This window comes from Lysinibacillus telephonicus (genome assembly GCF_039654155.1).
Lineage (GTDB): Bacteria > Bacillota > Bacilli > Bacillales_A > Planococcaceae > Ureibacillus > Ureibacillus telephonicus.
The window spans coordinates 2,001,631-2,026,992 of sequence record NZ_CP155468.1 but is presented as its reverse complement, the minus strand read 5'-3'; the positions used below and the strand labels follow the sequence as shown (position 1 = coordinate 2,026,992).

Annotated in this window: 22 protein-coding genes and 1 riboswitch; of the genes, 4 read left to right on the top strand and 18 right to left on the bottom strand. The window is 34.9% G+C overall.

Annotated features, from left to right (window positions below):
- Positions 1 to 3 precede the first annotated feature (3 nt).
- Positions 4 to 915 carry a GDSL-type esterase/lipase family protein gene (locus MKY04_RS09645; RefSeq protein WP_346235770.1) on the bottom strand — a complete coding sequence of 304 codons (912 nt, stop codon included), beginning with the start codon at positions 913 to 915 and terminating at the stop codon, positions 4 to 6.
- Between the two features lie 518 nt (positions 916 to 1,433).
- Positions 1,434 to 2,276 (bottom strand): DegV family protein, encoded by an 843-nt coding sequence (locus MKY04_RS09640; protein WP_346235769.1) that lies wholly within the window; start codon positions 2,274 to 2,276, stop codon positions 1,434 to 1,436.
- A 200-nt stretch (positions 2,277 to 2,476) separates the two neighbouring features.
- On the opposite strand from MKY04_RS09640, the gene trhA reads away from it, so the two are divergent.
- Positions 2,477 to 3,118 carry a PAQR family membrane homeostasis protein TrhA gene (gene trhA / locus MKY04_RS09635; protein ID WP_346235768.1) on the top strand — a complete coding sequence of 214 codons (642 nt, stop codon included), beginning with the start codon at positions 2,477 to 2,479 and terminating at the stop codon, positions 3,116 to 3,118.
- A 220-nt stretch (positions 3,119 to 3,338) separates the two neighbouring features.
- On the opposite strand, the gene MKY04_RS09630 is transcribed toward trhA, so the two are convergent.
- The 4 genes from MKY04_RS09630 to MKY04_RS09615 form a co-directional block, all read right to left on the bottom strand.
- Positions 3,339 to 3,683: a hypothetical protein gene (locus MKY04_RS09630; RefSeq protein WP_346235767.1), complete on the bottom strand. Its 345-nt coding sequence runs from the start codon at positions 3,681 to 3,683 to the stop codon at positions 3,339 to 3,341.
- Between the two features lie 406 nt (positions 3,684 to 4,089).
- Positions 4,090 to 5,595 (bottom strand): flotillin family protein, encoded by a 1,506-nt coding sequence (locus MKY04_RS09625; RefSeq protein WP_346235766.1) that lies wholly within the window; start codon positions 5,593 to 5,595, stop codon positions 4,090 to 4,092.
- An 11-nt stretch (positions 5,596 to 5,606) separates the two neighbouring features.
- On the bottom strand, positions 5,607 to 6,146 hold the full coding sequence (locus MKY04_RS09620) for a hypothetical protein (protein WP_346235765.1): 540 nt from the start codon (positions 6,144 to 6,146) through the stop codon (positions 5,607 to 5,609).
- Positions 6,147 to 6,433: 287 nt separating this feature from the next.
- A complete protein-coding gene (locus MKY04_RS09615; RefSeq protein ID WP_126295918.1) occupies positions 6,434 to 6,910 on the bottom strand; it encodes a dihydrofolate reductase in 477 nt (158 codons plus the stop codon).
- Positions 6,911 to 7,066: 156 nt separating this feature from the next.
- Between MKY04_RS09615 and MKY04_RS09610 the strand changes: the two genes are divergently transcribed.
- Positions 7,067 to 7,873 carry a hypothetical protein gene (locus MKY04_RS09610; protein WP_346235764.1) on the top strand — a complete coding sequence of 269 codons (807 nt, stop codon included), beginning with the start codon at positions 7,067 to 7,069 and terminating at the stop codon, positions 7,871 to 7,873.
- A 135-nt stretch (positions 7,874 to 8,008) separates the two neighbouring features.
- On the opposite strand, the gene MKY04_RS09605 is transcribed toward MKY04_RS09610, so the two are convergent.
- The 3 genes from MKY04_RS09605 to MKY04_RS09595 form a co-directional block, all read right to left on the bottom strand.
- Entirely contained in the window at positions 8,009 to 8,797 is a 789-nt protein-coding gene (locus tag MKY04_RS09605; protein WP_346235763.1) for a 4-hydroxy-tetrahydrodipicolinate reductase, read from the bottom strand.
- A gap of 110 nt (positions 8,798 to 8,907) precedes the next feature.
- A riboswitch (cyclic di-AMP (ydaO/yuaA leader) is annotated at positions 8,908 to 9,031 on the bottom strand.
- 128 nt (positions 9,032 to 9,159) lie between these two features.
- Positions 9,160 to 10,299: a zinc-dependent alcohol dehydrogenase gene (locus tag MKY04_RS09600; RefSeq protein WP_346235762.1), complete on the bottom strand. Its 1,140-nt coding sequence runs from the start codon at positions 10,297 to 10,299 to the stop codon at positions 9,160 to 9,162.
- 155 nt (positions 10,300 to 10,454) lie between these two features.
- The gene (locus MKY04_RS09595) at positions 10,455 to 11,435 is read right to left on the bottom strand and encodes a thymidylate synthase (protein ID WP_346235761.1); all 981 of its coding nucleotides are present in this window, start codon (positions 11,433 to 11,435) and stop codon (positions 10,455 to 10,457) included.
- Positions 11,436 to 11,663: 228 nt separating this feature from the next.
- On the opposite strand from MKY04_RS09595, the gene MKY04_RS09590 reads away from it, so the two are divergent.
- Positions 11,664 to 12,785, top strand: coding sequence for an NADH-dependent flavin oxidoreductase (locus tag MKY04_RS09590; protein WP_346235760.1), 1,122 nt, complete (start codon positions 11,664 to 11,666; stop codon positions 12,783 to 12,785).
- Between the two features lie 114 nt (positions 12,786 to 12,899).
- On the opposite strand, the gene MKY04_RS09585 is transcribed toward MKY04_RS09590, so the two are convergent.
- Positions 12,900 to 13,121 (bottom strand): cold shock domain-containing protein, encoded by a 222-nt coding sequence (locus MKY04_RS09585; RefSeq protein ID WP_346235759.1) that lies wholly within the window; start codon positions 13,119 to 13,121, stop codon positions 12,900 to 12,902.
- 82 nt (positions 13,122 to 13,203) lie between these two features.
- The gene (locus MKY04_RS09580) at positions 13,204 to 14,403 is read right to left on the bottom strand and encodes a GGDEF domain-containing protein (RefSeq protein WP_346235758.1); all 1,200 of its coding nucleotides are present in this window, start codon (positions 14,401 to 14,403) and stop codon (positions 13,204 to 13,206) included.
- Positions 14,404 to 15,022: 619 nt separating this feature from the next.
- On the opposite strand from MKY04_RS09580, the gene MKY04_RS09575 reads away from it, so the two are divergent.
- Positions 15,023 to 16,483, top strand: coding sequence for an IS1182 family transposase (locus MKY04_RS09575; protein ID WP_346235190.1), 1,461 nt, complete (start codon positions 15,023 to 15,025; stop codon positions 16,481 to 16,483).
- Between the two features lie 150 nt (positions 16,484 to 16,633).
- Here MKY04_RS09575 and MKY04_RS09570 read toward each other — a convergent pair whose 3' ends face one another.
- From MKY04_RS09570 to MKY04_RS09540, 7 genes are all read right to left on the bottom strand, one after another.
- Positions 16,634 to 17,776 (bottom strand): BMP family ABC transporter substrate-binding protein, encoded by a 1,143-nt coding sequence (locus MKY04_RS09570; protein WP_346235757.1) that lies wholly within the window; start codon positions 17,774 to 17,776, stop codon positions 16,634 to 16,636.
- Between the two features lie 94 nt (positions 17,777 to 17,870).
- The gene (locus tag MKY04_RS09565; RefSeq protein WP_126295817.1) at positions 17,871 to 18,800 is read right to left on the bottom strand and encodes an ABC transporter permease; all 930 of its coding nucleotides are present in this window, start codon (positions 18,798 to 18,800) and stop codon (positions 17,871 to 17,873) included.
- A gap of 44 nt (positions 18,801 to 18,844) precedes the next feature.
- Positions 18,845 to 19,963 (bottom strand): ABC transporter permease, encoded by a 1,119-nt coding sequence (locus MKY04_RS09560; RefSeq protein WP_126295816.1) that lies wholly within the window; start codon positions 19,961 to 19,963, stop codon positions 18,845 to 18,847.
- Positions 19,941 to 21,500 (bottom strand): ABC transporter ATP-binding protein, encoded by a 1,560-nt coding sequence (locus tag MKY04_RS09555; protein ID WP_342774126.1) that lies wholly within the window; start codon positions 21,498 to 21,500, stop codon positions 19,941 to 19,943. Before MKY04_RS09555 ends, MKY04_RS09560 begins: the two co-directional genes overlap by 23 nt.
- 29 nt (positions 21,501 to 21,529) lie before the next feature.
- Positions 21,530 to 22,057, bottom strand: coding sequence for a (2Fe-2S)-binding protein (locus MKY04_RS09550; RefSeq protein WP_126295815.1), 528 nt, complete (start codon positions 22,055 to 22,057; stop codon positions 21,530 to 21,532).
- Positions 22,048 to 24,306: a xanthine dehydrogenase subunit D gene (pucD, locus tag MKY04_RS09545; RefSeq protein ID WP_126295814.1), complete on the bottom strand. Its 2,259-nt coding sequence runs from the start codon at positions 24,304 to 24,306 to the stop codon at positions 22,048 to 22,050. Before pucD ends, MKY04_RS09550 begins: the two co-directional genes overlap by 10 nt.
- Positions 24,296 to 25,201, bottom strand: a complete 906-nt coding sequence (locus MKY04_RS09540) for an FAD binding domain-containing protein (protein WP_126295813.1) — start codon at positions 25,199 to 25,201, stop codon at positions 24,296 to 24,298. The genes pucD and MKY04_RS09540 overlap by 11 nt, the downstream gene beginning before the upstream one ends.
- Between the last annotated feature and the right edge of the window lie 161 nt (positions 25,202 to 25,362).

Below are 25,362 nucleotides of genomic sequence, written 5' to 3'. Positions count from 1 at the left end.
ATCCTAATGAAACAAGATTAACCCATTCGTAGGATCCTCAATATTACAATTCTTCATAATTGAAACAATTCGTTCCGTCATAATTGTATATCCATAACCATTTGGATGGAAGAAATCTGTATGATACACTAAATTAGCATTAGTATCAAATAAATCCTCCACATCAACAAAACAAGCATTTGGATAGTTTTCAGATACTTCTAAAATCGATTTGTTCCATTCTGATATAATGGACTCAAATTCTGTGATTTCATCTGTAATGACAGAAAAAGGATTATAGAGACCTATTAAAATGATTGGTACATCTGGATTTCTTAAACGAATTTCTTTTATTATTTTATCTATTCGAAGTTCAAATTCAACTAATTCATTATCAAATTCCTCTTTCTTTAAGTTAAAAATATCCTTTTTAACGACTTTCATAATATCATTGCCACCGATTGTAATGGTTATTAGTTGTGAATTCTTTATTTCATTATCATAATGTCCTTTTTCAAGTAAAGCTAGTAATTGATCACTTCTTCTACCCCGTTTGCCTCTATTATCCAACACCACCTCAGAAAAATCAGACCATTGTTCAATTTTCTCAGCTAATCTTTTAGTATACCCACTTTTCCGTTCTTCATCCCCTACACCACGAGTCAATGAATCACCAAGAGCTAAATAATAAATTTTTGTCTCTTCTTGCTCAACTTCTTGAGGTTCTGCAGTATCATCTAACATATATTCTTTTATTATCCCTTGAAATGGATAGGAATATAATTGATCGGCTTTGTCCAATACTCGACTTTCTTTTGTTTTATCTGAAATAGATAATGGTTGCATTGCATTTGATTTAATGTTGTCAGAATTTATTTTGGTAAATTCATTTAGGCCGTTTAACTGATTTATGTCATTTTCATTTACGAACTTCACACATCCAAGTAAAAAAAAGCTGCATAAAATTAAAACAAAAAACCGTTTCAGAAGTAAATCTTCCCTTCCACATTAATTTCTTGTTTTGATAAAATGTTTGATCAACAAAAAAGTAAAACTACTTTTATTCTATTTACATGAAGAACCAATTATTTCATTTATTGTAGAGTGGGTATCCTATCAAAGTTCTTTCTAGTTTACCCTTAAATCAACATTTCCTTCACATATCAAAAACGATTAACCAACCAGTTTCAAAATGGGGAGATCAATAAAATCGTTTGCTAGCTTCCCCCCTATTTTATACCCCATATATTCCCATTATATGCAACCTGCTGCTTACAAAGTTCTGTCCTATTTCAGCATTAGAAAAAGCGCCAAATCCTTATGCATAAGATTCTGGCACTCTTTTCGTTTGTTATTCATGTTTATAGCTGCAATAATTTCACTATCTTACAACTTATAGTTTGTAAGCGGTTTCTAATTAACGTGACACTAGAGGAAAAGATATTGTTTCTTGCTTATTCAGCAAAATAAATAAATCCAATGGCACCCGGGCCGGTATGTGTACTAATTATCGGAGAAGTAAACTTTATTTCAACTTCATTAAATCCGGTTGATTCAATTAATTGTTTTAATGGATTTCCGTAATTCGTCAAGCCATTTGCATGTGAAATCCCAACTGATTTTACAGTTTTCCCTTCAGTATCCTCTTTAAATTGTTTAAATAAATAATTAACTACTTGTTTATGGCTTCTTGCTTTTGAAACGGGTGTATATGCTCCATCGTCAAGTGTTGCAATTGGTTTTATATTTAATAATGAACCGATCATCCCTGTTCCCTTGCCAATACGTCCACCTTTAATAAGGTTTTCAAGTGTATCGACCACAACAAACAGCCTTGTATTTTTTCTTACCTCATCAAGACGGGCAACGATTTGTTCAACGCAAGCCCCTTCATCCCGCAATTTTATTGCTTCACGGATTTGGATTGCTAAACCGATAGCGATGTAGCGAGAATCAATAACTATTACGTCTGAATCTGTTAGTTCTGCGGCTTGTCTGGCAGAATCTACCGTTCCACTCATTGAACCAGTCATATGAATTGAAATAATTTGGTCACCGTTTTTACCAAGTTCATCATATAATTCCTTAAATTTTCCTGGTGCAGGTTGTGAACTTTTAGGTAGTTCCGGTGAATTTTTCATTAACTCCATAAATGCTTCTGGCTCAATATCAATACCATCTACATAAGTTTTTCCGTCTATCTGAATCGTTAAAGGTACCACTTTAATATCATGTTTTAATAACTCTTCTCTTGTTAAATCACAAGTAGAATCAGTAACAATATGAATTCGTCCCATATGACACATCCTTAAATAGCATAAACTAATTATAATTAGAATTATTTACTACTGTAAACATGACAAATGTAATCATAACTAACACAATTCCCGTTTATTATAAGGTTTCTCCATCTATAGTTTTGTGAAATAATGTGACAAATGACAATGTTTCTCGCATTTTCTTTCTTGTATAGTTAACCTTACAAGGAGTGAATTGAATGAATACAGAAACAGCATTTGATTACAAAAATTGGAAAGAGGAACTTTGGAATGCTATCACACATGGTGTGGGATTGCTAATGAGTATTCCAGCGTGTGTTGCACTTATTCTAATCGCCGTGCAATCTGGTAATAGCGTTGAAATTGTATCCAATTCAATTTTTGGAGCATCTTTAATCCTTCTATTTTTAATGTCAACTTTATTACACAGTATGCCCGAGAAATATAAAAAGATTTTTTCTATTTTAGATCATTCTTCTATATACGTTTTAATCGCCGGTACATATACGCCTTTTTTATTAGTTGCAATTGACGGTGTGTTAGGCATTGTACTACTATGCATCATTTGGTCAATAGCACTATTGGGTATTGTATTTAAGTGCTTTTTTATTAATAAATTTAATACGTTCTCATTAGCTTTATATATTGCAATGGGATGGCTTATAATCTTTGCAATAAAACCTCTTTATGAATTTTTACATTTCGATGGTTTTACTGTACTGCTGTCAGGCGGATTATTATTTACATTCGGTGCTATTTTTTATGCTTGGAGAAAGCTGCCTTTTAACCATGCTATTTGGCATCTATTTGTAATAGCTGGTTGTGCATGTATGGTGACTTGTGTTGCTATGTATTTATAAAAAATAACGGAAAATGAAAAAAGCTTGGGTAAATCTCCAAGCTTTTCCTTATCTTTAATTCGACCGAATCCTCTATGTAGAAATAGATTTTTTGCACGTTAAATATTCTTCTTTCTTTTTTTGATAAACACTAAATAGGTTAAAATTATAATCTCATTAACAAATAATTACCCAGAAAATGGGCTGAATTTGTCCTAATGGGCTACTGTCACTTAAGTATCTAGCTTATAGTTAAGCCTATTAGAACTAAGATAAGTAAAGCAATTAAAATACTTTTAACTTTATTTTTCTTCCATTGATCCACCACTATGTTAGTCCCCGCAACAATTATCAATGGAGTTCCCAATAATTTCATAATGTTTAGTGTCAATAAATTCCCTAAAGAATCAAGAAAAATGCCTGTTACCAGGAATCCAATAGTAAAAATAAAACGTGAAGATGTAAATTCTTTTATTACGTCATTTTTTTCTTCTTTGGTCATTTTTAAGTAGGTTATAAGCAACATAATTGCAGGTGTCCCCCACATAATAATAAAAATAATTAGTGAGTCACTGTTTATGTTCAAATAATCCCTCCCTCAAAAATCTAACTAAATCAATTGTAATCATCTTATTTCCGGTAACATATTTCCGTCCTAGTTTAAAAACCCAACCATTATTTTCAAAAGACAATTTCCCGGACTCTTTCCTGGGAAATCGGAAAGTTTCTTCTAATTCCGACTTGAAATCCCACGTTTTTCGCTTGTCCGACAATTTGCTGAACCTCCATTTCAATACTCAAACTTTCAATACTTATTAATAAAATAAAAAAATTCTTTATATCTATTTATTAGAATAAATTCCAATTAAAAATACTGCTTGAAAAACGACCAAATCACTATGCGATTTGGTCGTTTAATCCATCTGTTAATTTTATTAGTACTAGTAATAAATACAACTAATTACATTTTCATAGTTGTTTGAAGCTAACTTTTATACCAAATGCTCTTCTTTTTCTTTTTCAGTTATACTTTCAATTTGTGTAATTGTACTTTTGCCTGAAAAGTTTTCAATTAATTCTTTGACATCAATACCTGAGGAAGCTTTTAATGTTTCCTGTAACGATGCCATTAAGTTCGTTGCATAGGAAGTTACACGATTTGCACCGCCGCCTTCACCATTTCCTGTGTCAACAACTGTAATTTTGTCAATGTTCGATAAAGGACTTGCAACTTCTTTCGCATACTCAGGCATCATTCGAATAATCATATCCAATACAGCTGCTTGACCGAATTGTTCAAATGCTTCTGCAATTTTGCGTTTCGCTTCTGCTTCAGCTAAACCTTTTAATCTAATAATTTCAGCTTCTGTTTCCCCTTGTGCACGTTCAGAATCTGCTTTTGCCAACCCGTCTAAACGAATTTTTTCTGCTTCTGCCTTTGCTAAAGCTTCGATTCTATATTTTTCTGCATCAGCTTGAGCTAGCTCTTTCATTTTCACAGCTGCTGCATTTTGTTCAATTGCATAACGATCTGCATCGGCTTTTTTCTTAACTTCCGAATCGTATTGTTTCTCACGACGCAAAATTTCTTTTTCTTCCAACTCAATTTGTTTTTGACGTTCAATAATTTTTACTTGCATTTCTTGCTCTGTTACTTCTTGTTTCGCTTTTGCTGATTCCAGCTCATACGCTTGGTCTGCACGCGCTTTTGCTACATCCTGCTCACGGCGGAATTCTGCTACCTTTAATTGATTTTCCTTCTCAGCTTCAGCAATTTCTGTTGCACGCTGCAATTCTGCCTTTTGTGCTTCTTTTTCAGCTTCTGCACGTTTAATACGTGTTTCTTTTTCAGCCTCTGCTGTAGCAATATCTGCATCTCGTTTCACTTGCGCAATTCGAGGTTTCCCTAAAGAATCCAGATAGCCATTTTTATCACGCACATCCTTAATCGTAAACGACACAATGACTAATCCCATTTTGGCTAAATCCTGTGAAGCAACACGCTGTACTTCCTGTGAAAATTTATCGCGATTTTTATATATCTCTTCTACTGTCATCGAACCTAAAATGGAGCGTAAATGACCTTCTAATACTTCTTTTGCTTCATTTTCAAGCTCTGACTTATTTTTCCCTAAAAATTGCTCTGCTGCTGTAGCAATTTCAGAAATAGAGCCGCCAATTTTAATAATTGCAGTTCCATCCGCCATTACAGGAACGCCTTGTTCAGTATAAACTTCTGGTGTTGTTACTTCTAGTTTACTAGATAATAAGCTTAATGGTTCAGCTTGTTGGAATACCGGGAACACGAATGTCCCCCCACCACGAATAATTTTTATTTTATTTCCCGACTCATCTTTATGAACATTTTTTGAACCAAGTGCGCTTCCTGTTACAATGAGTGCTTCATCTGGACCAACTGTTTTATATTTCGCAATATAAACAGCAACTATTGCGATAAGGATAAATAAAACAACCCCAATTACGATTATTGTTGACATTCAAATTCCCCCTAAAATTTGTATTGTAATGGTGAATCATATTTCTTTACATAAACCGTTCCATCCTTCGCCTCAATAATAAGTACTTCCTCATCATAATCAATCGCCTCATTATCAAAGCCTGTTGCTCGTTTTGATATTATGCCATTTACTGTTTCGATGACTACTTCTCCAAAACCATCTGCTGGTATTGGTACAATCACTTTGCCTACTTGCCCTCCTAAAGAATCCTCCGTGTATGCTAGTGAGACTTCAGCTGCTTTTAATGGAACTAGTAAAAAGAAATAAATTAATGCACTTAAGACTGCTGAAATAAAGCAAGTAAGTATAAGGATATAAAGGCTTGATAATGGTGTGAGCTTTTCAAGTAAAAAGCCCCCGGCAGCTGCGATTGTAATAAAGGAAAGGATAACAGCAGGGTCGATAAATGGTATCCCTTCAAAAACGCCATCTAACATATCTGAAAAGAAGAGGTAAAGAAGAGTAATACATCCCACAATGATCAAAGTGAATAAGTAAATCGTTTCGATTTGATAGCCAAATATCAACAAAATTCACCTCCATTTCCAATTTAACCCTTATAGGCATATATACGGATGGTTTCTGTATAAGTTTCAAAATTTTTCAAAAAATAAAAAAAGTACTTAATTGTATCTAAACAATTAAGTACATAAAATAAAGATTTGTAATATTATTAGCAGTGATTGAAATACTCTTTCTTAGAGGTAGGTTAGCTTCTTTCCTAGGGATTGCATCTTTCAACAATGTTTTTGTTTTATTGTCATAATTTCTGTAATTATAGAAAAATCATTTTGAGCAATTCGATAATTATCTATAACTAGTTTCTCTCATATATGCAGTATGTAAAACTATAGCCTTCATCTGTTTCCACTTTTTCACTTTTCGATACCAGCTTCCATTCTTCTCCATAGGCTGGGAAAAATGTATCTCCTTTAAATTCATGCTCGATTAGCGTTATATAGAGTCTGTCGGCAATATCCAACGCAAGTTTAAATATCTGTTCGCCACCGATGATCATAATTTCTTCGACAACACCTGCTAATTGTATTGCTTCGTCTAAACTAGAAACAACCTCAATTCCTTCCGCATGATAGTTTTTATTTCTAGTAATGACTATATTTCTTCTTCCTGGCAGTGCCCTGCCAATTGATTCAAATGTTTTTCTCCCCATTATCATCGGTTTGCCCATTGTTTGTTGTTTGAAATATTGTAGTTCTCCTGGTAAATACCATGGCATTTTATTTTCATATCCAATAACGTGGTTTATGTCGTGTGCAACAATAAGTGAAATCATCATATCTCTCCTAATTTGTTTACTATGATTATCTTTTATATTTTATACGTTTTTAATCATAATTTTACATTTTTTTTAATATAAATAATTAGTAGACTTTTTTCAGCACTATTAGAGGTTTAATTGAAGCAAAAAAATAGTAAAGGACGTGACACTATGGCAACAATTACCGCGCAAAAACCATCGATACAATTAGAAGGATACCCTATTTATACTGAAATTAGTGATATAGTTTATGAGCAATTAGTCAATAGCAATAATAAATACGTTCAAATTGATTCATCAGCTCATTCCATCACTATAAAACGATCTTTTTTCAAAAAAAATAAACAAGTACAAAACGTCACTCGTTTTTTTATTGAAGCGAACGAGGAAGAAGTAATCATCTATTCGCCAATTAAAAATAGTGACATCCTATTAAACTCCAGTTTTGATGATTCTTTAATAGAATCCAATTTTAAAAATAAAACAATTTCTATTATATTGGAATCCCCGCACATTGACGAATATGAATCAAATGCAGAAAAATTAATCCCAATAGGACCTGCGCAAGGACAGACGGGTAAGAAAATTGAAAAAAATATTGAAAAACTAATAGAACGTTTAAGAGATTTTCATGTAATCGAAGATAATCATCTTTACCGAATTAATATTATAAATGCTGTTAACTTCCAAACGTCTCTTCACTATATTCATGAAAAGCCGCTTAATAATTATTACCGAGAATTGAGAGATAAAATTTGGCTAAAAATGTGGAGTGAAATTCCCCAAATTAAAAATGAATTTTTAAAACATACTTCATCGTTAAAGAAAGGGTCCATCATCATTAATGCATGCCCGAAATCACTAAAACCTTTCGTCAACCTAGAATTCATTCAAAATATGAATAAATACCATCTATTTGAAAGCAATCATCCTACATCTACTGAAAATTGGGTAGATAGTTTATTTAAAATAAATTGAATGATAGTGAAATCATTTAAACACAATAAAAACGTAGTATAAAAACTCTTTGCTGCTCTTCATACTACGTTTTTATTGTGAATAATGAATAATTTATTACTGAGTAAACTTAAAAATTAAAACTCTATATATTTTTTATAGCAATACTGTAGGTTCAAGCTCGTTATCTTTCGATCCGCTCATTATTAAAGACAAAGCCTGTTCCATACTATAGCTGCCTTTTTCTTTGCCCATTATCCACTTCGCAGCATATATTGCTCCTTGTCCAAAAGCTGCCCGATTATGAGATTCATGTACAATTCTTATTGTTTGATTAGGAAGTCCGAATACAACTTCATGTTTCCCAATAATTCCACCAACACGAATTGAATTTACATGCTGCTCTTTATCAAGACCTAATGCATCTGCAATACGAAGAGCTGTTCCTGAAACATCTTTTTTCCCTCTAAAATGTTCTTCAATTATTTCTATATCAGCATTTGGTGCAATTTTTTGTAAAAGTTTTGAGGCTTCCATTAAGAAATTAATTCCTATGGTAATATTAGGAGAATACAAAACGGCTGTTTGGAGAGACAATTGTTTTAATTGAATAATATTTTCTTCCTCATAGTTTGATATTGCCGATACAATTTTACTACCATATTTTACTGCTTCCTTGTATTCATTAACAGCACAAGAGGCAGAAAAATCGATAATTACATCTACATAATTATCTTTATAAAATTCATTAAAATCAACTTCATAAACGTTGTAAATTTTCCCTTCTTTATGGTCAAATCCTAATAATCGGCTTGCAAACTCTCCGATATTATTTGATGACTCACGCATTACCCACTTTAATTCACAATCTTTATCATTAATAATTTCATTTGCAACGACTGAACCTGTTTTACCAAAACCAAATAAACCTATTGATATCGTCAATAAGAAAACCCCTTCCCAACTTGTCTGATTTTAAATATAGATAAAAAATTAGAAAATAAAAAACTACAGACCATTATCTGTAGCATCATTTAACCTAACAACCATACAATACTAGTTCCTAGTGACGCTTACGAGATTAGCTGGCGGATTCGGACTATACTGCCCTACACTTACGTGATTCACCCCGAAAAATTGGTTCTCCCACTCCATTTCTGGATTCAGCGATTTGTATAATATTGTTAAACTTGTATTTTTTATCTATATATACAACGATAGCATAAAAAAAATCTCCCAACAAGGAAAATGTACCTGACACTCAAAAAACCAAAAATTTGGAGAATGAGTTCAGGTACATGAAAAAATTACGGTTTTAGGACAAACTTTATACTATTTTCTTCGTTATCGTGGAATAATCGATACGCATCGCTCGCCTGTTCTAATGACATACGATGTGTAATAATATCCGTTGGGTCAATTTTCCCATTAACAATCATGTCATAGAGCATTGGCATATAATGAATGACTGGTGCCTGACCCATTTTTAATGTTAAATTTCGTTCAAACAGTCTACCTAATGGAAACAAATTATATCTGGCACCATAAACTCCTGTTAGTTGAATCGTTCCAAATTTACGGGCAGCCTTTGCAGCAATTTCAATCGCGCTCAACGTTCCACCTTGTATTTTCAACTTTTGTTCCACTTTTTCTAATATATTTAGCTTTCCGTCCATCCCTACGCAATCAATTACAACGTCCACTCCGCCTTTTGTAATTTCACGTATTTGCATGCCCACATCTTCAAATTCATCGAGATTAAACGTTTCAACTTTATTTGTTTTCTTTGAATGATTTAGGCGGTAATTTAGTGCATCAACTGCAATAACTCGACTCGCTCCTTTCATCCATGCAAATTTTTGAACGAGTAGACCTACAGGACCAGCTCCTAATACAGCGACTGTATCTCCTTTTTTTACACCCGCGTTCTCAACACTCCAATAAGCGGTAGGTAAAATATCTGAAATAAATAAAAGGGATTCATCTTCTAATTCACAGGATTCAGGCACTTTAAATGGAACAAAATTACCATATGGAACCCTTAACAGTTCTGCTTGACCACCAGGGTAGTTGCCATATCTTTCTGTATAACCAAAAAACCCTCCTGAATCTACTTCAGGAAATTCATTCGAGTTATCGCATTGGCTTTCCATATCATGCTGACAAAAATAACATTCGCCACAGGATACATTAAAAGGTATAATGACACGATCCCCTTTTTTCACCTTTGTCACTTCTGGTCCCACATCTTCAACAATTCCCATCGGTTCATGCCCAATGACAAAACCTTTCGTCGTCGGCACACTGCCGCGATAAATATGCAAATCCGACCCACAAATTGCTGTAGAGGTAATCCGTACTACAATATCATCCGGTTTTTGAATTTGTGCATCTGGTACATCTTTTACGGCAACATCTTTAATTCCTTGATAAGTAACTGCCTTCATGTTATTTCCTCCTTCTTTATGTCTGTTTCTATTTTGACCAAAGACAGAAGAAAATAACGAACGATTCTTGGACAATAAAAAAACTCTGCAGAGATTTCTCTCAAAACAGAGTGTTAATGTGTTAAATTCAGAATTGTTTATGTACCAGGTACATTTTAAACAGCTACTGGAGCTTTAATAGCAGGATGTGGATCATAGCCTTCAATCGTTAAGTCTTCCAACTCGATTTCAAAAATTGATTGTTTATCTGGATTGATTTTTAATGTTGGGAATGGACGTGGATCACGTGACAATTGCTCTCTTACTTGCTCCATATGATTTGAATAAATATGAGCATCACCAATCGAGTGAACAAATTCACCAACTTCTAATCCACATTCATGAGCTATCAAATGTGTTAATAATGTATAGGAACTTACGTTATAAGGAACTCCCAAAAATTGATCTCCACTGCGTTGTGTAAGCATACAACTTAATTTTCCATCTGCTACATAAAATTGGAACATTACATGACATGGAGGAAGTGCTGCCTTGCTGTCCTTACCGCCTGCATTAATAACATCCTCTGGGTTCCAAGCATTTATGATGATTCTTCTAGAATCAGGGTTATTTTTAATTTGATTAATGGCATCACTTAATTGATCAATTCTTTCCCCATTAGTTGCTGTCCAATTACGCCACTGCTTGCCGTAAACGTTACCTAAATCACCATATTTTTCAGCAAAAACGTCATCTTCTAAAACACGTTGACAAAATGCTTTAAGTTCCTTTTGATATAGTTCATTAAAGTTCTCATCAACTAAACAGCGTCTTCCAAAATCCGTCATATCTGGCCCTTTATATTCGTCCGATTCTACCCAGCGTTTAAATGCCCATTCGTCCCAAATATGATTGTTATTTTGGAGCAAATAACGAATATTTGTATCACCTTTGATAAACCACAACAATTCACTTGCGATTAATTTGAATGCAACTCGTTTTGTTGTAAAAAGCGGAAACCCTTTGCTTAAATCAAAACGCATTTGATATCCAAAAACGCTCATAGTTCCGGTACCAGTTCGGTCTTCCTTTTTTATACCATTTTCCAATGTATATTTTAATAAATTTAAATATTCGTGCTCAGGATGTCTGTCCAATCTAATCACCTCTTCACTATTATAAAGGCAAAATTAAATTTTTTGTTTGAAAAATCGCTATTAATTCTTTTTGTTTTTATATTTTAGCTAGAGTTGTTTTAATATGCGTCTAACAACCTAATTTTCATGGTATAAAACAGATTGCTTTAAAAATAAACCAAAAATGGATAAGCTAATGTTTATAGAGCTAATTGGTTAGCTAGGAATTGAATGTAGGAGGAGAAATAGATGAACCAAAAATACAAAGAATTACTATCCCCATATACTTTTGCAAATGGAATTGAATTGAAAAATCGAATTGTGATGGCGCCGATGACGAACTATTCTTCAAATCCAAATGGAACTGTAACAGATGCAGAGGTAAACTATTATGCCCGCCGCTCAAGAGGTGTTAGCATGGTAATTACTGCTTGCGCTTATATAACACCAAATGGTAAAGGGTTTCATGGTGAATTTGGTGCAGACAATGATGAAATGATTCCGAGCTTGAAGCAATTAGCAGATGCCATCAAAGAACAGGGAGCCAAAGCAGTACTCCAAATTTTCCATGGAGGAAGAATGTGTCCCCCAGAGCTAGTGCCAAACGGAGAAATCGTAAGTGCCAGCGAAGTACCAGCTACAGGTTCAACAAATACTCCAAGAGCATTATCAGAGTCAGAAGTTGATGAAATCATTGATGCTTTCGGGGAAGCGACTCGTCGTGCAATTGAAGCTGGCTATGATGGTGTTGAAATTCACGGTGCGAACGGCTACTTAATCCAACAATTCTTTTCAGCCCACTCTAACCGCCGTGAAGACCGCTTTGGTGGAAGTTTAGAAAAAAGAATGACCTTCCCTTTAGCCATTGTAGATAAAATAAAAAACGTAGTAGCAGAGCATGCAGAATCGAATTTCATCATCGGCTATCGTTTTTCACCTGAAGAATTAGAAACGCCGGGAATAACAATGGCAGATACATTTGCGTTAGTGGACGCATTAACTGATAAAGGTTTAGATTATCTACATGTGTCATTGAATCAATTTTTCTCAACACCTAGAAGAGGGGTAGACGATTTATCAAAAACTCGTATAGACTATTTGCTTGAAACAATTAATAATCGAGTTCCCCTTATTGGCGTAGGTTCGATTCAGACTGCTGAGGATGCCAAAAAGGCCCTAGACACAGGAGTTTCGTTAGTCGCACTGGGAAGAGAAATCATTATTGATCCTGATTGGGTCCAAAAGGTTGCGGAAGGAAAAGAAGCCGAAATTGTTACGAAGCTTCAAAAGGACAAGAAAGAGGAATTGGTCGTACCAGATCCACTATGGAATGCAATTATAAATACGCCTGGCTGGTTCCCTATTGCATAATTAACAGAGCGGACTACAAGTAGTCCGCTCTCAATTTAGATTACCTCGAGTTTCTTATTCACTTTTTCCCTCACAAATGATTTTATTAGACCGTACTTTTAGCTGAATCTTATTTTACAATTTTCTTACATTTACAGCTCGACGTGACTGTTCTTTTAAATTTGGGTTTTCTTCAAGGTCAAATAAAACTTTCTCATCTTTGTTAAGTAATTTGAACCCATCCATTTGAATACTACTGAAATGCACCCAAACATCTGCCTCTCCTTCAATCGAAATCCAGCCCCAGCCTTCTTCTTCATAGAAAATTTTACATACACCTATTATGTTGTATCTCATATTAAAGCCCCCAATTTTAATTATATAAACTCATTAAGCAAAAATAAAAAGTGGATGTCTCAACTAAAAATGAAACATCCCATTAAACAACATGAACTCCATAACGATGCTCATAACTATTTCTACCATTATGCTTTACATAATATAGCGCATCATCTGCTTCATTAATGCAATCGGTAATATGACCAGGATTTGTAATTTCCATGGTACAAGCCCCGATGCTTACTGTGACAAACTCATTAATATGTGAAGAACAATGATCAATTTTTAGTTTGTTTACTTTCTTTCTAATTTTGCTGCAAATATTTTCTGTTGTCTCAACTGTTTGATTTACTAACAGCAATACAAATTCTTCCCCACCCCACCTCGATGAAAAACAACTAAATTCATCTGCAATATCATATAATAGTTGTCCAATTTTCACTAATACACTGTCACCTTGAGTATGACCATAGGTATCGTTGTATAATTTAAAACAATCAACATCTACCATAATCACTGATAAATTGTATGGTTTTTCCTTAACCCGTAATTGAAGATCTTTTAAATATTCATTATAGCCTCTTCGATTATATAAATTTGTTAACGGATCTAAGGAAACTTGCAATTCTAATTTTCGATTTGCTTCTCGAAGCTTTTTGGTCAAATTGCGTGAAAGACGTGCTTCCTTCATTAATTCGAGCTGAAATTTTATTGATCTCTCAAAAGAATAATAAAACGAACGTGAAATAAAGTAAGTGATTGGAGCTAACGATAAAAGGTAAATAAGCTGCAATTTAAAGTTCGAATCAATACCATTTTGCAAATAAAGCCCAATTAATAAGATGCTGCTCGAAATGGAGATTGGTACCGTAACTTGCATCGTTTTTAACACTAAAAATGAACTACAAACAAATAAGGTTAAAGTATAGATTAGTAGAGGATTATAAATATCGTAATTTGCAAAGGAAATGCAAGCGCCTATGGAAATAAACAAAATGACATATGCACTTACAAATATGTCGACTTTTTTTATATTTTCTTTCGTAACATGTATTTTTCGAATATCAAGTAAGTAAAAAATAAAAATATTAAAAATAAGAAATGTTAAATAATGAATAAGTCTTAATGAATTTGAACTATTAAAATTAAAAAAAGAAATATTTGATAAAATATTCATATTTAAAAATAAAACTACTATGAGAATAGTAAAAATTTTATTTATAAGACTTATTTTTTGGAGATTATGCTTTAATATTTCTATTTTCATTAATAACGAATCATTTTCCATGTCGTTATTCAAATGTTATATCCTCCTTTCTACATTTGTTGTTCATTACTAAAACATTTAATATGCAAAATCATTTAGAGGAAACCAATAACAATTATATAAAAACCGTAGCTATACTACGATTTATCCATCGTTTAATTAACAGCTATTTTATCATATATTGGTAAATATTACATTTATTTTAATAGGTTTTTGTTTTACTATTTTATGCATAAAGTACGATTTTTAGAACAAATAAGGAGTATTCAACCTAGACCAAAGTCTTGATTAAAAATATCTTTAAAGAAGGAAATATACTTATGATGATTAAAAAAACTACCCTACATTTAGAGGCCACTGAAAAAGTCCTTTCTGATTTTTGTTGCGAGTATGAGAACGATCAATTCGTTCTCATACTCGCTTTTTCATTTGAAGCCGTGGATTTCCGTTCCAGGCAGTCGCTTTCCGCGGGCACGGCTTCAATCTCCTCGTCACTTCGTTCCTGCGGGGCTTTCAGCTCGCGCTGTTCCCGCTGGAGTCGCTGCCTTCCACTCCAATCCACTATGTTCTCCTTTTTTAAGAGATTTTTCCGTTCAAAAAAGCAACTCCTTTCCTGTATAATTAAATGAAGTAAATGTAGGTGGTGTACCCAATGATTTCAAACCAAGAATCTCTCAATCTTAGCCCATTCATGGCCATATACGATATTGTGGTGCCTAAGGAAAATATGCTTCGAAAAATCAATGAACTTGTAGATTTTACTTTTATCCTCGAAGAACTGAAAACAAAATATTGTCTTGATAATGGTCGCAATGCAGTGTCACCCATTCGCATGTTCAAATATCTATTGCTTAAATCCATTTTTGATTTATCAGATGTAGATGTAGTAGAACGTTCTAAATATGATATGTCGTTTAAATATTTCCTCGATATGGCTCCAGAAGATTCTGTGATTGACCCAAGTTCTCTAACAAAATTTCGAAAACTCCGTCTTCCAGATGAGGGTTTATTAGATATGCTAATTGGGAAAACAGTTGAGATTGCATTGGAAAAAGAACTCATCAAAAGTAAATCAATCATTGTGGATGCCACACATACGAAAGCACGTTATAATCAAAAATCACCGAAAGAATTTTTACAAGAAAAATCCAAAACTGTTCGAAAAGCTGTCTATCAAATCGATGAATCGATGAAAACAAAATTCCCACCGAAAACTACTTCTAACGAAGTGAAGGATGAATTGAATTATTGTCGTCAAGTGATTACTGTTATTGAAACAGAACCACACATAGCTGAGATTCCTGCCGTTAAGGAAAAATTAAATGTGCTAAAGGAAGTAGTAGAAGATTACACAGAACAACTTAGCTATTCCAATGATCCAGATGCACGTGTTGGACACAAAACTGCCGACTCTTCTTTCTTTGGCTACAAAACGCATATTGCGATGAGTGATGAACGAATTATTACAGCTGCTATTGTGACAACAGGAGAAAAAAGTGATGGAAAATACCTACAAGAGTTAATTGAAAAAAGCCAAGAAACAGGGATGAAAGTGGAGACAGTCATTGGAGACACAGCTTATTCTGAAAAAGATAACATTCGCTATGCAAAGGAAAATAATTTTGAATTAGTATCAAAATTAAACCCGCAAATTACACAAGGCACTCGAACGAAAGAAGAAGAATTTGAATTTAATAAAGATGCAGGGATGTATGTTTGTAAAGCTGGTCATATGGCAATACGGAAAGCACGAACAAATAAGAAAAACGTAGGAAAAAATCAAAGACAAACTTATTATTTTGATATTGAAAAATGTAAAGTTTGTCCTTACCGTGAAGGTTGTTTTAAAGAAGGAGCGAAAAGTAAGACTTATTCTACGACAATCAAATCAATGGAACACAAAGACCAGGAAGTATTCCAAGAAACCGATGAATTTAAAAGAAAAGCAAAATCTCGCTATAAAGTTGAAGCGAAAAATAGTGAACTCAAACATAGACATGGGTATGATACAGCATCATCATCAGGTCTATTTGGTATGGAGATTCAAGGAGCTACAGCGATATTTGTAGTCAACCTCAAGCGAATACTAAAACTTCTGAGCGAAAAAGAGTAAAAAAGAGAGGAAGAAAAAGGCAAATTATCGTCCAAATAAGACGGCGATTTGCCTTTTTTGTATTGAATTTCATTTACACAACTAAAAAACGTAAGTTTTTCAGTGCCCTCTACATTTAGGATAGTTTTTTTAATAATTGTGATTGTTTTTTTATTTAGGAATTATTCCATTGACCCCTTGAACAAACCAATCCATTGCTAAAATTTCTTCAATTGTCATCACTTCCCCTTCAGCAACACGTAATTCACCAGTATTGTCGTAAATTGGACCAGTAAACACCTCTAAGTTTCCATCAAGAATTTCTTGTTTTTTCTCGTTAACTAAATCTTGTACTTCTTGTGGTACATTTTTACCAAATGGTGCTATATCAGCTAACCCCTCTTTTATACCACCTAAGTAAGAATGGGATTCCCAGGTACCATCAATCCAGCTTTGAACGACATCGACATAATAAGGTCCCCAGTGAATAATTGGATTTGTAATATACGTATCTGGAGCATATTCACTCATATCAGCATCATTCCCCATACCCCAAACACCACGTTCCGCTGCTGCTTGAATTCCTGCTGGAGAATCTTGATAGTTTGCCAATACATCAACACCTTGGTCTAGTAAGCTAATAGCTGCCTGTCTTTCAACGGTTGGGTCGAACCAAGTATTACTCCAAATAACAGATACTTCAGTATTAGGATTTACACTTTGTGCAGCTAATGTAAATGCGTTAATTGTAAAAATGACTTCAGGAATTGGAAATGCACCAACATAACCAATTTTACCATTTTCAGTTAATGAACCTGCAGCAATTCCGGATAAATAACCTGATTCAAAGCCCTTCACTTGATAAGTAGCAACATTATCTGCTGTTTTGTAGCCTGTTGCATGCATGAAAATAACATCTGGATACTTTTTAGCTACATTAATGGTTGGATTCATATAACCATAACTCGTTGTAAAAATAATATCATGATTTTGAGCAAGTTCTTCAATAACTCGTTCTGCATCAGGTCCTTCAGGAATATTTTCGACAGTAGTTGAAGTAATTCCAAATGTTTCATCTACCAATTGTCTACCTTCGTCATGTGTCATTGTCCAACCACCATCAGCAGGAACTCCAATATAAACAAATGCAACTCTAGGTACTTTTTCTTCTGCTGTTTCAGTTTGTTCAGTTCCATTAGTTGTATCCGCTTCAGCTTCGACAGGTTCTTCTTGAGGTTCTTCAGTTGCCTGAGAACAAGCTCCTAATACAAGGATTAACATTGAAAATAATGCTGCAAATATAAAGTTCTTCAAATTATTTTCCTCCTAACTCATCATATCTTTTTTATATTTAATACTTATAAACCGACCGTCACCTCCCTTTGTGATTTACGAGTCTAAAAGATTATTAAAGTCGTTGTTCACGGAAGTACGGATTTCCTAGGGATTTTGGTTCAACAGAAGGTTTATTTCTATTTTTCCAACCAATGAACATAAGAATAAAAATAGTAGCAGCGTATGGAATCATCTTTAAAAAATAAGATGGTATATTAAATTCATAAATTTGCATGCGGAACCCAAGCGAATCCAATCCTCCGAAGAAATACGCACCAAAAAGTGCATAGATAGGATTCCAGCGGGCAAATATGATCAAAGCAATTGCAATCCATCCTCTTCCGGACGTCATTCCTTCAATCCAGTTCGGTGAATACACCATAATAAGATAAAATCCGGCAACACCCATTAGCATAGATCCTGCTATTACATGAAAGTATCGATATGCAGCAACAGAAATTCCCATGGCATCAGAAGTTGATGGATTATCACCAACAGCTTTTAAATGGAGACCCCATGCCGTTTTATACATGTAAACGTATAGAATGATAGATAATGCAATACTAAGCCATATAAAAATATCTAGTCCGGAGAAGATTTGTCCTATAATAGGAATTGCATCCAGCCAGTCCAATTCAACTTTTGGAATAGAAACAGGAATTGGGACTCCCGCAACCGATTTCCCTAGATAAGCACTTAATCCCGTTCCAAATAACGTAATGGCTAATCCACTTACTGTTTGATTAGCACGCAATGTAATGCAAAGAAATGCATGAAGCAAACCAAGAAATCCTGTAGCAATTAACACAACAGCCAAGGTAATAAATAAATTATTTGTTTGAATAAAAACTATCGCTGACATTACTGCACCGATTAACATAATGCCTTCTGTTCCTAAATTAATTACTCCTGCTTTTTCATTTAAAATGCCGCCTAAAACCGCAAATAGTAATGATGTTCCTCCAGAAATTGCAGCTGCGATAATTAGTGGGATTATTTCCATCGAATCACCCCTTATATTTTCTGATAATTCTGACTTTTAATCTCCTAATCTACCTTTTTCAATTTAAATTTACTTAACATTTCCCCGCCGATTAAGCAAAATAAAATTGCACCTTGTAGCATGTTAGAAAAAGAAGATGGCAACCCAATTGTTTGTACACTATACCCTCCAACTATTAAGGAACCTATAAAAACAGAAGTAATAATCATCCCCCATGGATTTAGTTTAGCCAGCCATGCTACGATAATCGCTGTATAGCCATAGCCCGGGGATATTCCATACATCAAACGTCCCGCCACACCTGATACTTCTATCGCACCTGCAAAGCCGGCTAATCCCCCACTAATCATCATAACGATGAGAATATGCTTCGTAATGTTTATTCCTGCATTTTTTGCTGCAACAGGATTAGCACCAAGCAGCCTTAACTCATACCCCCAACGAGTTTTTGCGAGGAAAAAGGCAAATAGTATGACAGCTGCCAATGCGAAAATAAGTCCAAAATGCAACCGTGTTCCACCTAAACTCGCAAGCAGTTGATATGGTGTAAATTCCTGAGTTCCAGGAAAATTAAAACCTTGTGGGTCTCTCCATGGTCCGTAAACTAAATAGTCTAAAAGTAAAAGAGCGATATAATTTAACATTAAAGATGAGATTAATTCATTTACTTGAAAATATGTTCGAGGAATTGCTGTGCATAATCCCCAAATTGCTCCTGCAGCAAATCCGACAACCATCATAACTGGAATGTAAAGTGCTCCCGGTAGATTAGGTAAGAAAATCGTAACTGCAGTTGCACCGATTGCTCCTAAAATAAATTGTCCTTCTGCCCCAATATTCCAAATAGCAATTTTATATGCTATCGCCACTCCAAGCCCGCATAATAAAAGTGGGATTGCTTTAACAATCGTTTCACTAATGCCAAAGCTAGACCCGAATGCTCCGGCAAGCATTTTGCCATACACAGTAATTGGGTTCATTCCATTAAAAAGGATAAAGACTGCACATATCATAAGTGCAACAATGATTGAAATAATCGGTACCCACCAGCTTCCGCCTTTTTTGTGAGCATCATATTCTAATCGAAATGGAACATTTCCAAGTTTCTTGTTGTCTTGTTTCAGCTCAACAGGCAGCGGTTCAAACGACGATTTCTGGCTCATAGAATGCTCCTTCCTTATAGTTTAATCCGGCCATCAATTGACCGATAACTTCGCGATTAGCTTGTCCCCGGTCAATTACTCCATTAATCTTCCCATTATATAACACAAGAATTTTATCTGATAATTGCATAACTTCTTCTAAGTCTTCAGAAATTAATAGAACACCACTGCCTGAATCTCGTAATTGGACGAGCATTTCATGGACTGCTTTTGCAGCACCAACATCTAGCCCTTGCGTTGGATGTACCGCAATCATTAGTTTAGGATTTATATCAATCTCTCGTGCGAATAATAACTTTTGCTGATTCCCACCTGAAAGCTGGGCAACAGGACTAACCATATCAGGTGTACGAACATCAAATTTTTTTATTAGGTTTGCTGCCCATTCCATATTCTCTTTCTTTTTCATAAGACCAAACTTTGCACGAGCATTTGATCTGTAGGTTTTCATCATCAGATTATCAATTATTCCTAAGCTTCCTGCGAGTCCACTTTTCATACGATTTTCCGGTATATGTGCAATTCCTTTATCAATTAATTGTTGTACAGAAGGAGCTGTTAATTTTTCGTTATTAAAAACAATTTGACCAGAGTACAATTGCATTAATCCTGTTAACACTTCAGCAAGTTCTTTTTGTCCATTACCCGCTACACCAGCTACTCCAACAATCTCATATTCATGTACGGAAAAGTTTATACGATCAATTGCATTAATTCTCAGTTTTGTTCGAACTACTAGGTTTTGTACATCTAGGATTGGTTTGCCTTTTTCAATCACTTTAATGGAAAAGCCCTCGTCTGCCATGTTTTGGCCTACCATTAAGTTTGCAAGTGATTGAATCGTTGCCTCCTCCTTCGACATTTGAGCAATCATTGTTCCCTTTCTCATAACAGAAATCTGATCTGCTATTGTCATAACTTCTTTCAATTTATGGGTAGTAATAATCATTGTTTTACCGTTTCGCTTTAATTCCTGCATCGTTAAAAATAATTGTTCAACTTCTCCAGGAGTTAAAACAGATGTCGGTTCATCAAAAATAATGATTTCCGCACCGCGATATAACGTTTTTACAATTTCAACACGTTGCTGCTCCCCGACAGATAATTGCCATATAGGGACTTTGGTTGGAAATGTAAGCCCATACTTATCGGCAAGTTCTTCTATCTCCTCTATCTTTTTCTTCATCCAAGAAGAGCCACGCCACTTATTGCTTTTTTCTCCTAAAATGATATTTTCAACCGCTGTTAATGTATCAACAAGTCTAAAGTTTTGATGAACCATCCCAATCCCTAGTTCCATTGATTCTTTTGGAGACCGAATTCTGCTAAGCTTACCGTTAATATAAATGTCGCCGCTATCTGCACGATAAATGCCGCTAAGCATACTCATAATCGTACTTTTGCCAGCACCATTTTCACCGAGCAGCGCATGAATCTCACCTTTTTTCACTTCAAAATTGACATGGTTGCTCGCTACAACTTCTCCAAATGTTTTCACGATATCTTTCATTTCAATTACATTTGCAGATTGACTCAAAGGTCTGGCCTCCTTTCACTAATAAGTTATCACTCTTGTACTGCCACTTTAGATTTAGCTAAACTTTGAATTGCTCGTATAATTCCACCGTATCCTGTACAACGGCATAAATTCCCTGCCAATGCCTCTTTAATATCTGCCTCTGTTGGATCAGGATTAGTCGATAATAGAGATTTTACGGTCATAATCATACCTGAAGTACAATAGCCGCATTGAAAGCCTCCCTCTTTTAAAAATGCTTGTTGAACCTCATCAATCGTCACCCCAACCAATCCTTCAATCGTTGTAATATGTTTACCATTTACTTGATAAGCCATAAGCAAACATGCATTCACTAATACGCCATCTACAAATACTGAGCATGCACCACATCGGCCAATTCCACATGACACTTTTGGCCCTATCAAGTTTAGATGATCTCGTAATAGGTTAATAAGCTTTATTGTTGGATTAACCTGTAATTCATATTGTTCGTCATTAATAGTTAATTTTAGTGCTATCGTTTGGCCTTCATTTAAAGTAAAAGGATTATCGATTACCCTATTTTTCATATCCATTCAAGCATCCCCCTCGATTCAATGTGCTCAAGTATTTCCTCTGAAGAAATCGGCAGTTTTGATACCCAGCATCCAATTGCATCATGAACAGCTTTAACAATGGCAGGCGTTATGGCAATCGTTCCAATCTCACCAACACCTCTTGGACCATAGGAATCTCCCTCATACAATTCTTCTATGGCGTAAACATTTGTCTCAAACGGAACTTCTGCAATATTTGGAATTAAATAAGAATCAAAGTTTTGAGCTACATATTGTGCATCCTTCATTTTTGCTTCCTCTAAAAGTGTATATCCAAGCGACATTATTCCTCCGCCTTCAATTTGTCCTCGGTAGCCATGCGGACTTATAACAGGACCTGCAGAAACAACATGATCAATAGATAAAACCTTCACCTTGCCAGTTAGTAAATCCACCTCTACATCCACTTTGACTCCTCCAAAGGAATATAGGAAATGCCCGCCACTTATTGCATCAGGTGTTACAGGAAAATGAAAACTTGTTTCAACAGTATTATCTATTAATTGCTCCACACATTCTTTGTACGTAAGACAAGGACCAGCTTGCTTCTCAAAACACCAAACACCACCTGGTCCTAGGTATAAGCTTTGTTCAGGTAAATGAAGCATTTTACCTGCATGATGAAGTATTTTTTGCTTAAATGGATCTTTCAATTTTTGAAGTGATTGCCAAACGACGCTCGTACCGCGGGAAGCTGTTATCGAACCAGATGATGGAACAACTGCTGTATCGCCAATAACTATTTTTACATCTTCCTTACTACATCCAATCTCCTCGACAACTAGGTTCTCAATTACAGATAGGAGACCTTGACCACATTCTTCAAAACCGAATGAAATTTCAATTTGTCCTTCTTTATTTAATGAAAGTCTTCCCCCTGCACTATCCAAACGTCCAAAACCAAGACCACCACCGTGCATAGCTATGGCAATACCTGTTCCGTAACGCTTCCATTGAGAATTTGAATATTGCTTATTAGTTTTTTCATACAGCTTCTGAATACCGTTCAAAACTTGTGCAGCACCATCTGTAGGGGCAATACGCTGACCTAATGGACCTTTATCAGTAGCTTTTCTTAAGTTTATTTTTCGAATTTCAATTGGATCTATTTGCAATAACTCCGCTAGACGATCTAACTGGCTCTCTAGTGCAAAGGTTATTTGATTGCCGCCAAAACCTCTAAACTCACCAGACACGCCATTATTTGTAAATACTGAAACACCTTCTGTTTCAATATTAGGAATAATGTATGGACCAGCTGCATGTTCTATTGAAAAATCTAATACTGCAGGCCCTAAAGTTGTATAAGCGCCCTTATCAGCAATGATTTTTACTTGATGAGCCAATATTTTTCCTGTACGATTAGTTCCAGTTTTTACTGTAATTTTCATCGGATGTCGTTTGATGCTTGTTTTAAATGATTCCGTTCTGGAATTGTGGATTTTCACAGGTCTCTTAGTTGCTAACGCAAGGAGTGCAGCATAAGGCTGTATGTTCAATTCATCTTTACCACCGAAGGAACCGCCCATAGGACTAGACACAATTCGAATCATCTTTTCCGGCAACCCTAGTATTCTTGATAGTTGGAAACGATCTCGATAGCCGTGCTGCGTTCCTGCGTAGACTGTAATCGCACCGTCATTTTCTGGTACGACAACTCCACCTTCAGTTTCCATATAAGCATGTAATTGTCTAGGAACTTCATATGTTTCTTCTACTATAGCTTCACACTGTTCAAATGCTTGTTGTATATTTCCTTCGCTAAACATCGCTTGGTGGCAAATATTCCCTCCAACATGAAGCTTGAATGCTTGTGGTTTTAAAGCTTGTTCTGGAGAGTCAATTATCGGTAATTCCTCGTAAATTACTTCAATTAGTTTTAACGCATTTTCTGCCGCTTGAATGGAATGTGCAGCAACACAAGCAACAGCGTCTCCAATATAACGGACCTTATCTTCACAAAGTACAGGCTGGTCTGCAACAATAATTCCAAAACGGTTCATGCCTGGAACATCGTTATATGTAAGTACAGCTTCGACTCCAGGTAATTTTATTGCTTTATCTGTGTTAATCGAAATAATTTTGGCATGCGGATATGGGCTTCTTAACACTTTGCCATAAAGCATGTTCGGAAAAGTCAAATCCGTTAAATATTTTAGATTGCCTGTTACTTTAGAGTAGCCGTCAGGTCGTACTCTACCTTCTTTTTCAACAATGTTAGATTTCATATATATGACCCTCTCCTTGGCTACTAATTGTTAATTTGCTTTTTAGCTCAGCAACAATGAGATTAGCAGCTATTTTCTTTCGGTATTCACTTGATATAAAACTATCCTCAACTGCATTAAATTCATTTGTTATCGATGAATAAACTGCTTTCCAATTGATTTCTTCACCTGTTTTGCCATTTAGCAATTGCTCTGTTTTTTCCAATCGTTTAGGTTCGTTGTCTCCTCCCCCAACAGCAAGCCTTACAATATTTAAAACACCTTTTTCATCCCACTTGATTTTTCCGGATACTGTTAATATTGCTGCAGTAAACGTTTCTCTTCGACCTATTTTTCGATAAAATGAAAAGCATGTTTTTTCATTTACTTCAACTGGCAATTCAATCTTTACCAATAGTTCATTTCCTGTAATCTGTTTATTTTGCAGCCAATCCCAAAGGTCAACTATTATGGAACTATTTGGTCCCTGAATATACAATTTTGCTTCCATCGCTAATAACAAAGGAATTAGATCACCTATTCCTCCCATTACATTTCCTCCAATTGTTCCACGATTTCGAACAGCTGGAGCGGCGATTGTTTTCAATGCGTTGCATAAAATAACATTTTCTTTTATAAGTGAATTATTTTGATAGCTTCCTAAAGTTGTTAATGCTCCAATGGATAAAACATTATTCTTCAATTTAACTTCCTTTAATGAAGATATTTGTTCAAGACTGATAAGATGTTGGGCCATTTTCCGGCCATTCATCCATTGAAGTTGCAATAATGTTGCACCAGAAGCAAACTCCGCCTCTATACCAAACTGTTTTTTTAGGTCAATAGCCTCTTCGACAGTTACTGGCATCCAAATAAAAGGAGTTTTTGGTTCTAATCCATCAAATTGATATACCATTTGTGAAAACCTCCTCTAAATATGTATTTAAAACGTAATTGGATAAAATGATGTGATTCTAAGCTTGTAGGTTGAATTTGGAGTAAAAGAAGCGAAATTTTGGATGATAGGCACTATAAATGTAATTCATGTAACATTATCTAACATAATAACAAGGGGAT

Excerpts from the sequence above, each read along its gene's own strand:
- MKY04_RS09640 (WP_346235769.1), bottom strand. The coding sequence starts at position 2,276 with ATGGGACGAATTCATATTGTTACTGATTCTACTTGTGATTTAACAAGA.
- MKY04_RS09550 (WP_126295815.1), bottom strand. The coding sequence starts at position 22,057 with ATGGATATGAAAAATAGGGTAATCGATAATCCTTTTACTTTAAATGAA.
- MKY04_RS09625 (WP_346235766.1), bottom strand. The coding sequence starts at position 5,595 with ATGTCAACAATAATCGTAATTGGGGTTGTTTTATTTATCCTTATCGCA.
- MKY04_RS09610 (WP_346235764.1), top strand. The coding sequence starts at position 7,067 with ATGGCAACAATTACCGCGCAAAAACCATCGATACAATTAGAAGGATAC.
- MKY04_RS09590 (WP_346235760.1), top strand. The coding sequence starts at position 11,664 with ATGAACCAAAAATACAAAGAATTACTATCCCCATATACTTTTGCAAAT.
- pucD (WP_126295814.1), bottom strand. The coding sequence starts at position 24,306 with ATGAAATCTAACATTGTTGAAAAAGAAGGTAGAGTACGACCTGACGGC.
- MKY04_RS09600 (WP_346235762.1), bottom strand. The coding sequence starts at position 10,299 with ATGAAGGCAGTTACTTATCAAGGAATTAAAGATGTTGCCGTAAAAGAT.
- MKY04_RS09615 (WP_126295918.1), bottom strand. The coding sequence starts at position 6,910 with ATGATTTCACTTATTGTTGCACACGACATAAACCACGTTATTGGATAT.
- MKY04_RS09540 (WP_126295813.1), bottom strand. The coding sequence starts at position 25,201 with ATGGTATATCAATTTGATGGATTAGAACCAAAAACTCCTTTTATTTGG.
- trhA (WP_346235768.1), top strand. The coding sequence starts at position 2,477 with ATGAATACAGAAACAGCATTTGATTACAAAAATTGGAAAGAGGAACTT.
- MKY04_RS09565 (WP_126295817.1), bottom strand. The coding sequence starts at position 18,800 with ATGGAAATAATCCCACTAATTATCGCAGCTGCAATTTCTGGAGGAACA.
- MKY04_RS09575 (WP_346235190.1), top strand. The coding sequence starts at position 15,023 with ATGATTTCAAACCAAGAATCTCTCAATCTTAGCCCATTCATGGCCATA.
- MKY04_RS09585 (WP_346235759.1), bottom strand. The coding sequence starts at position 13,121 with ATGAGATACAACATAATAGGTGTATGTAAAATTTTCTATGAAGAAGAA.
- MKY04_RS09560 (WP_126295816.1), bottom strand. The coding sequence starts at position 19,963 with ATGAGCCAGAAATCGTCGTTTGAACCGCTGCCTGTTGAGCTGAAACAA.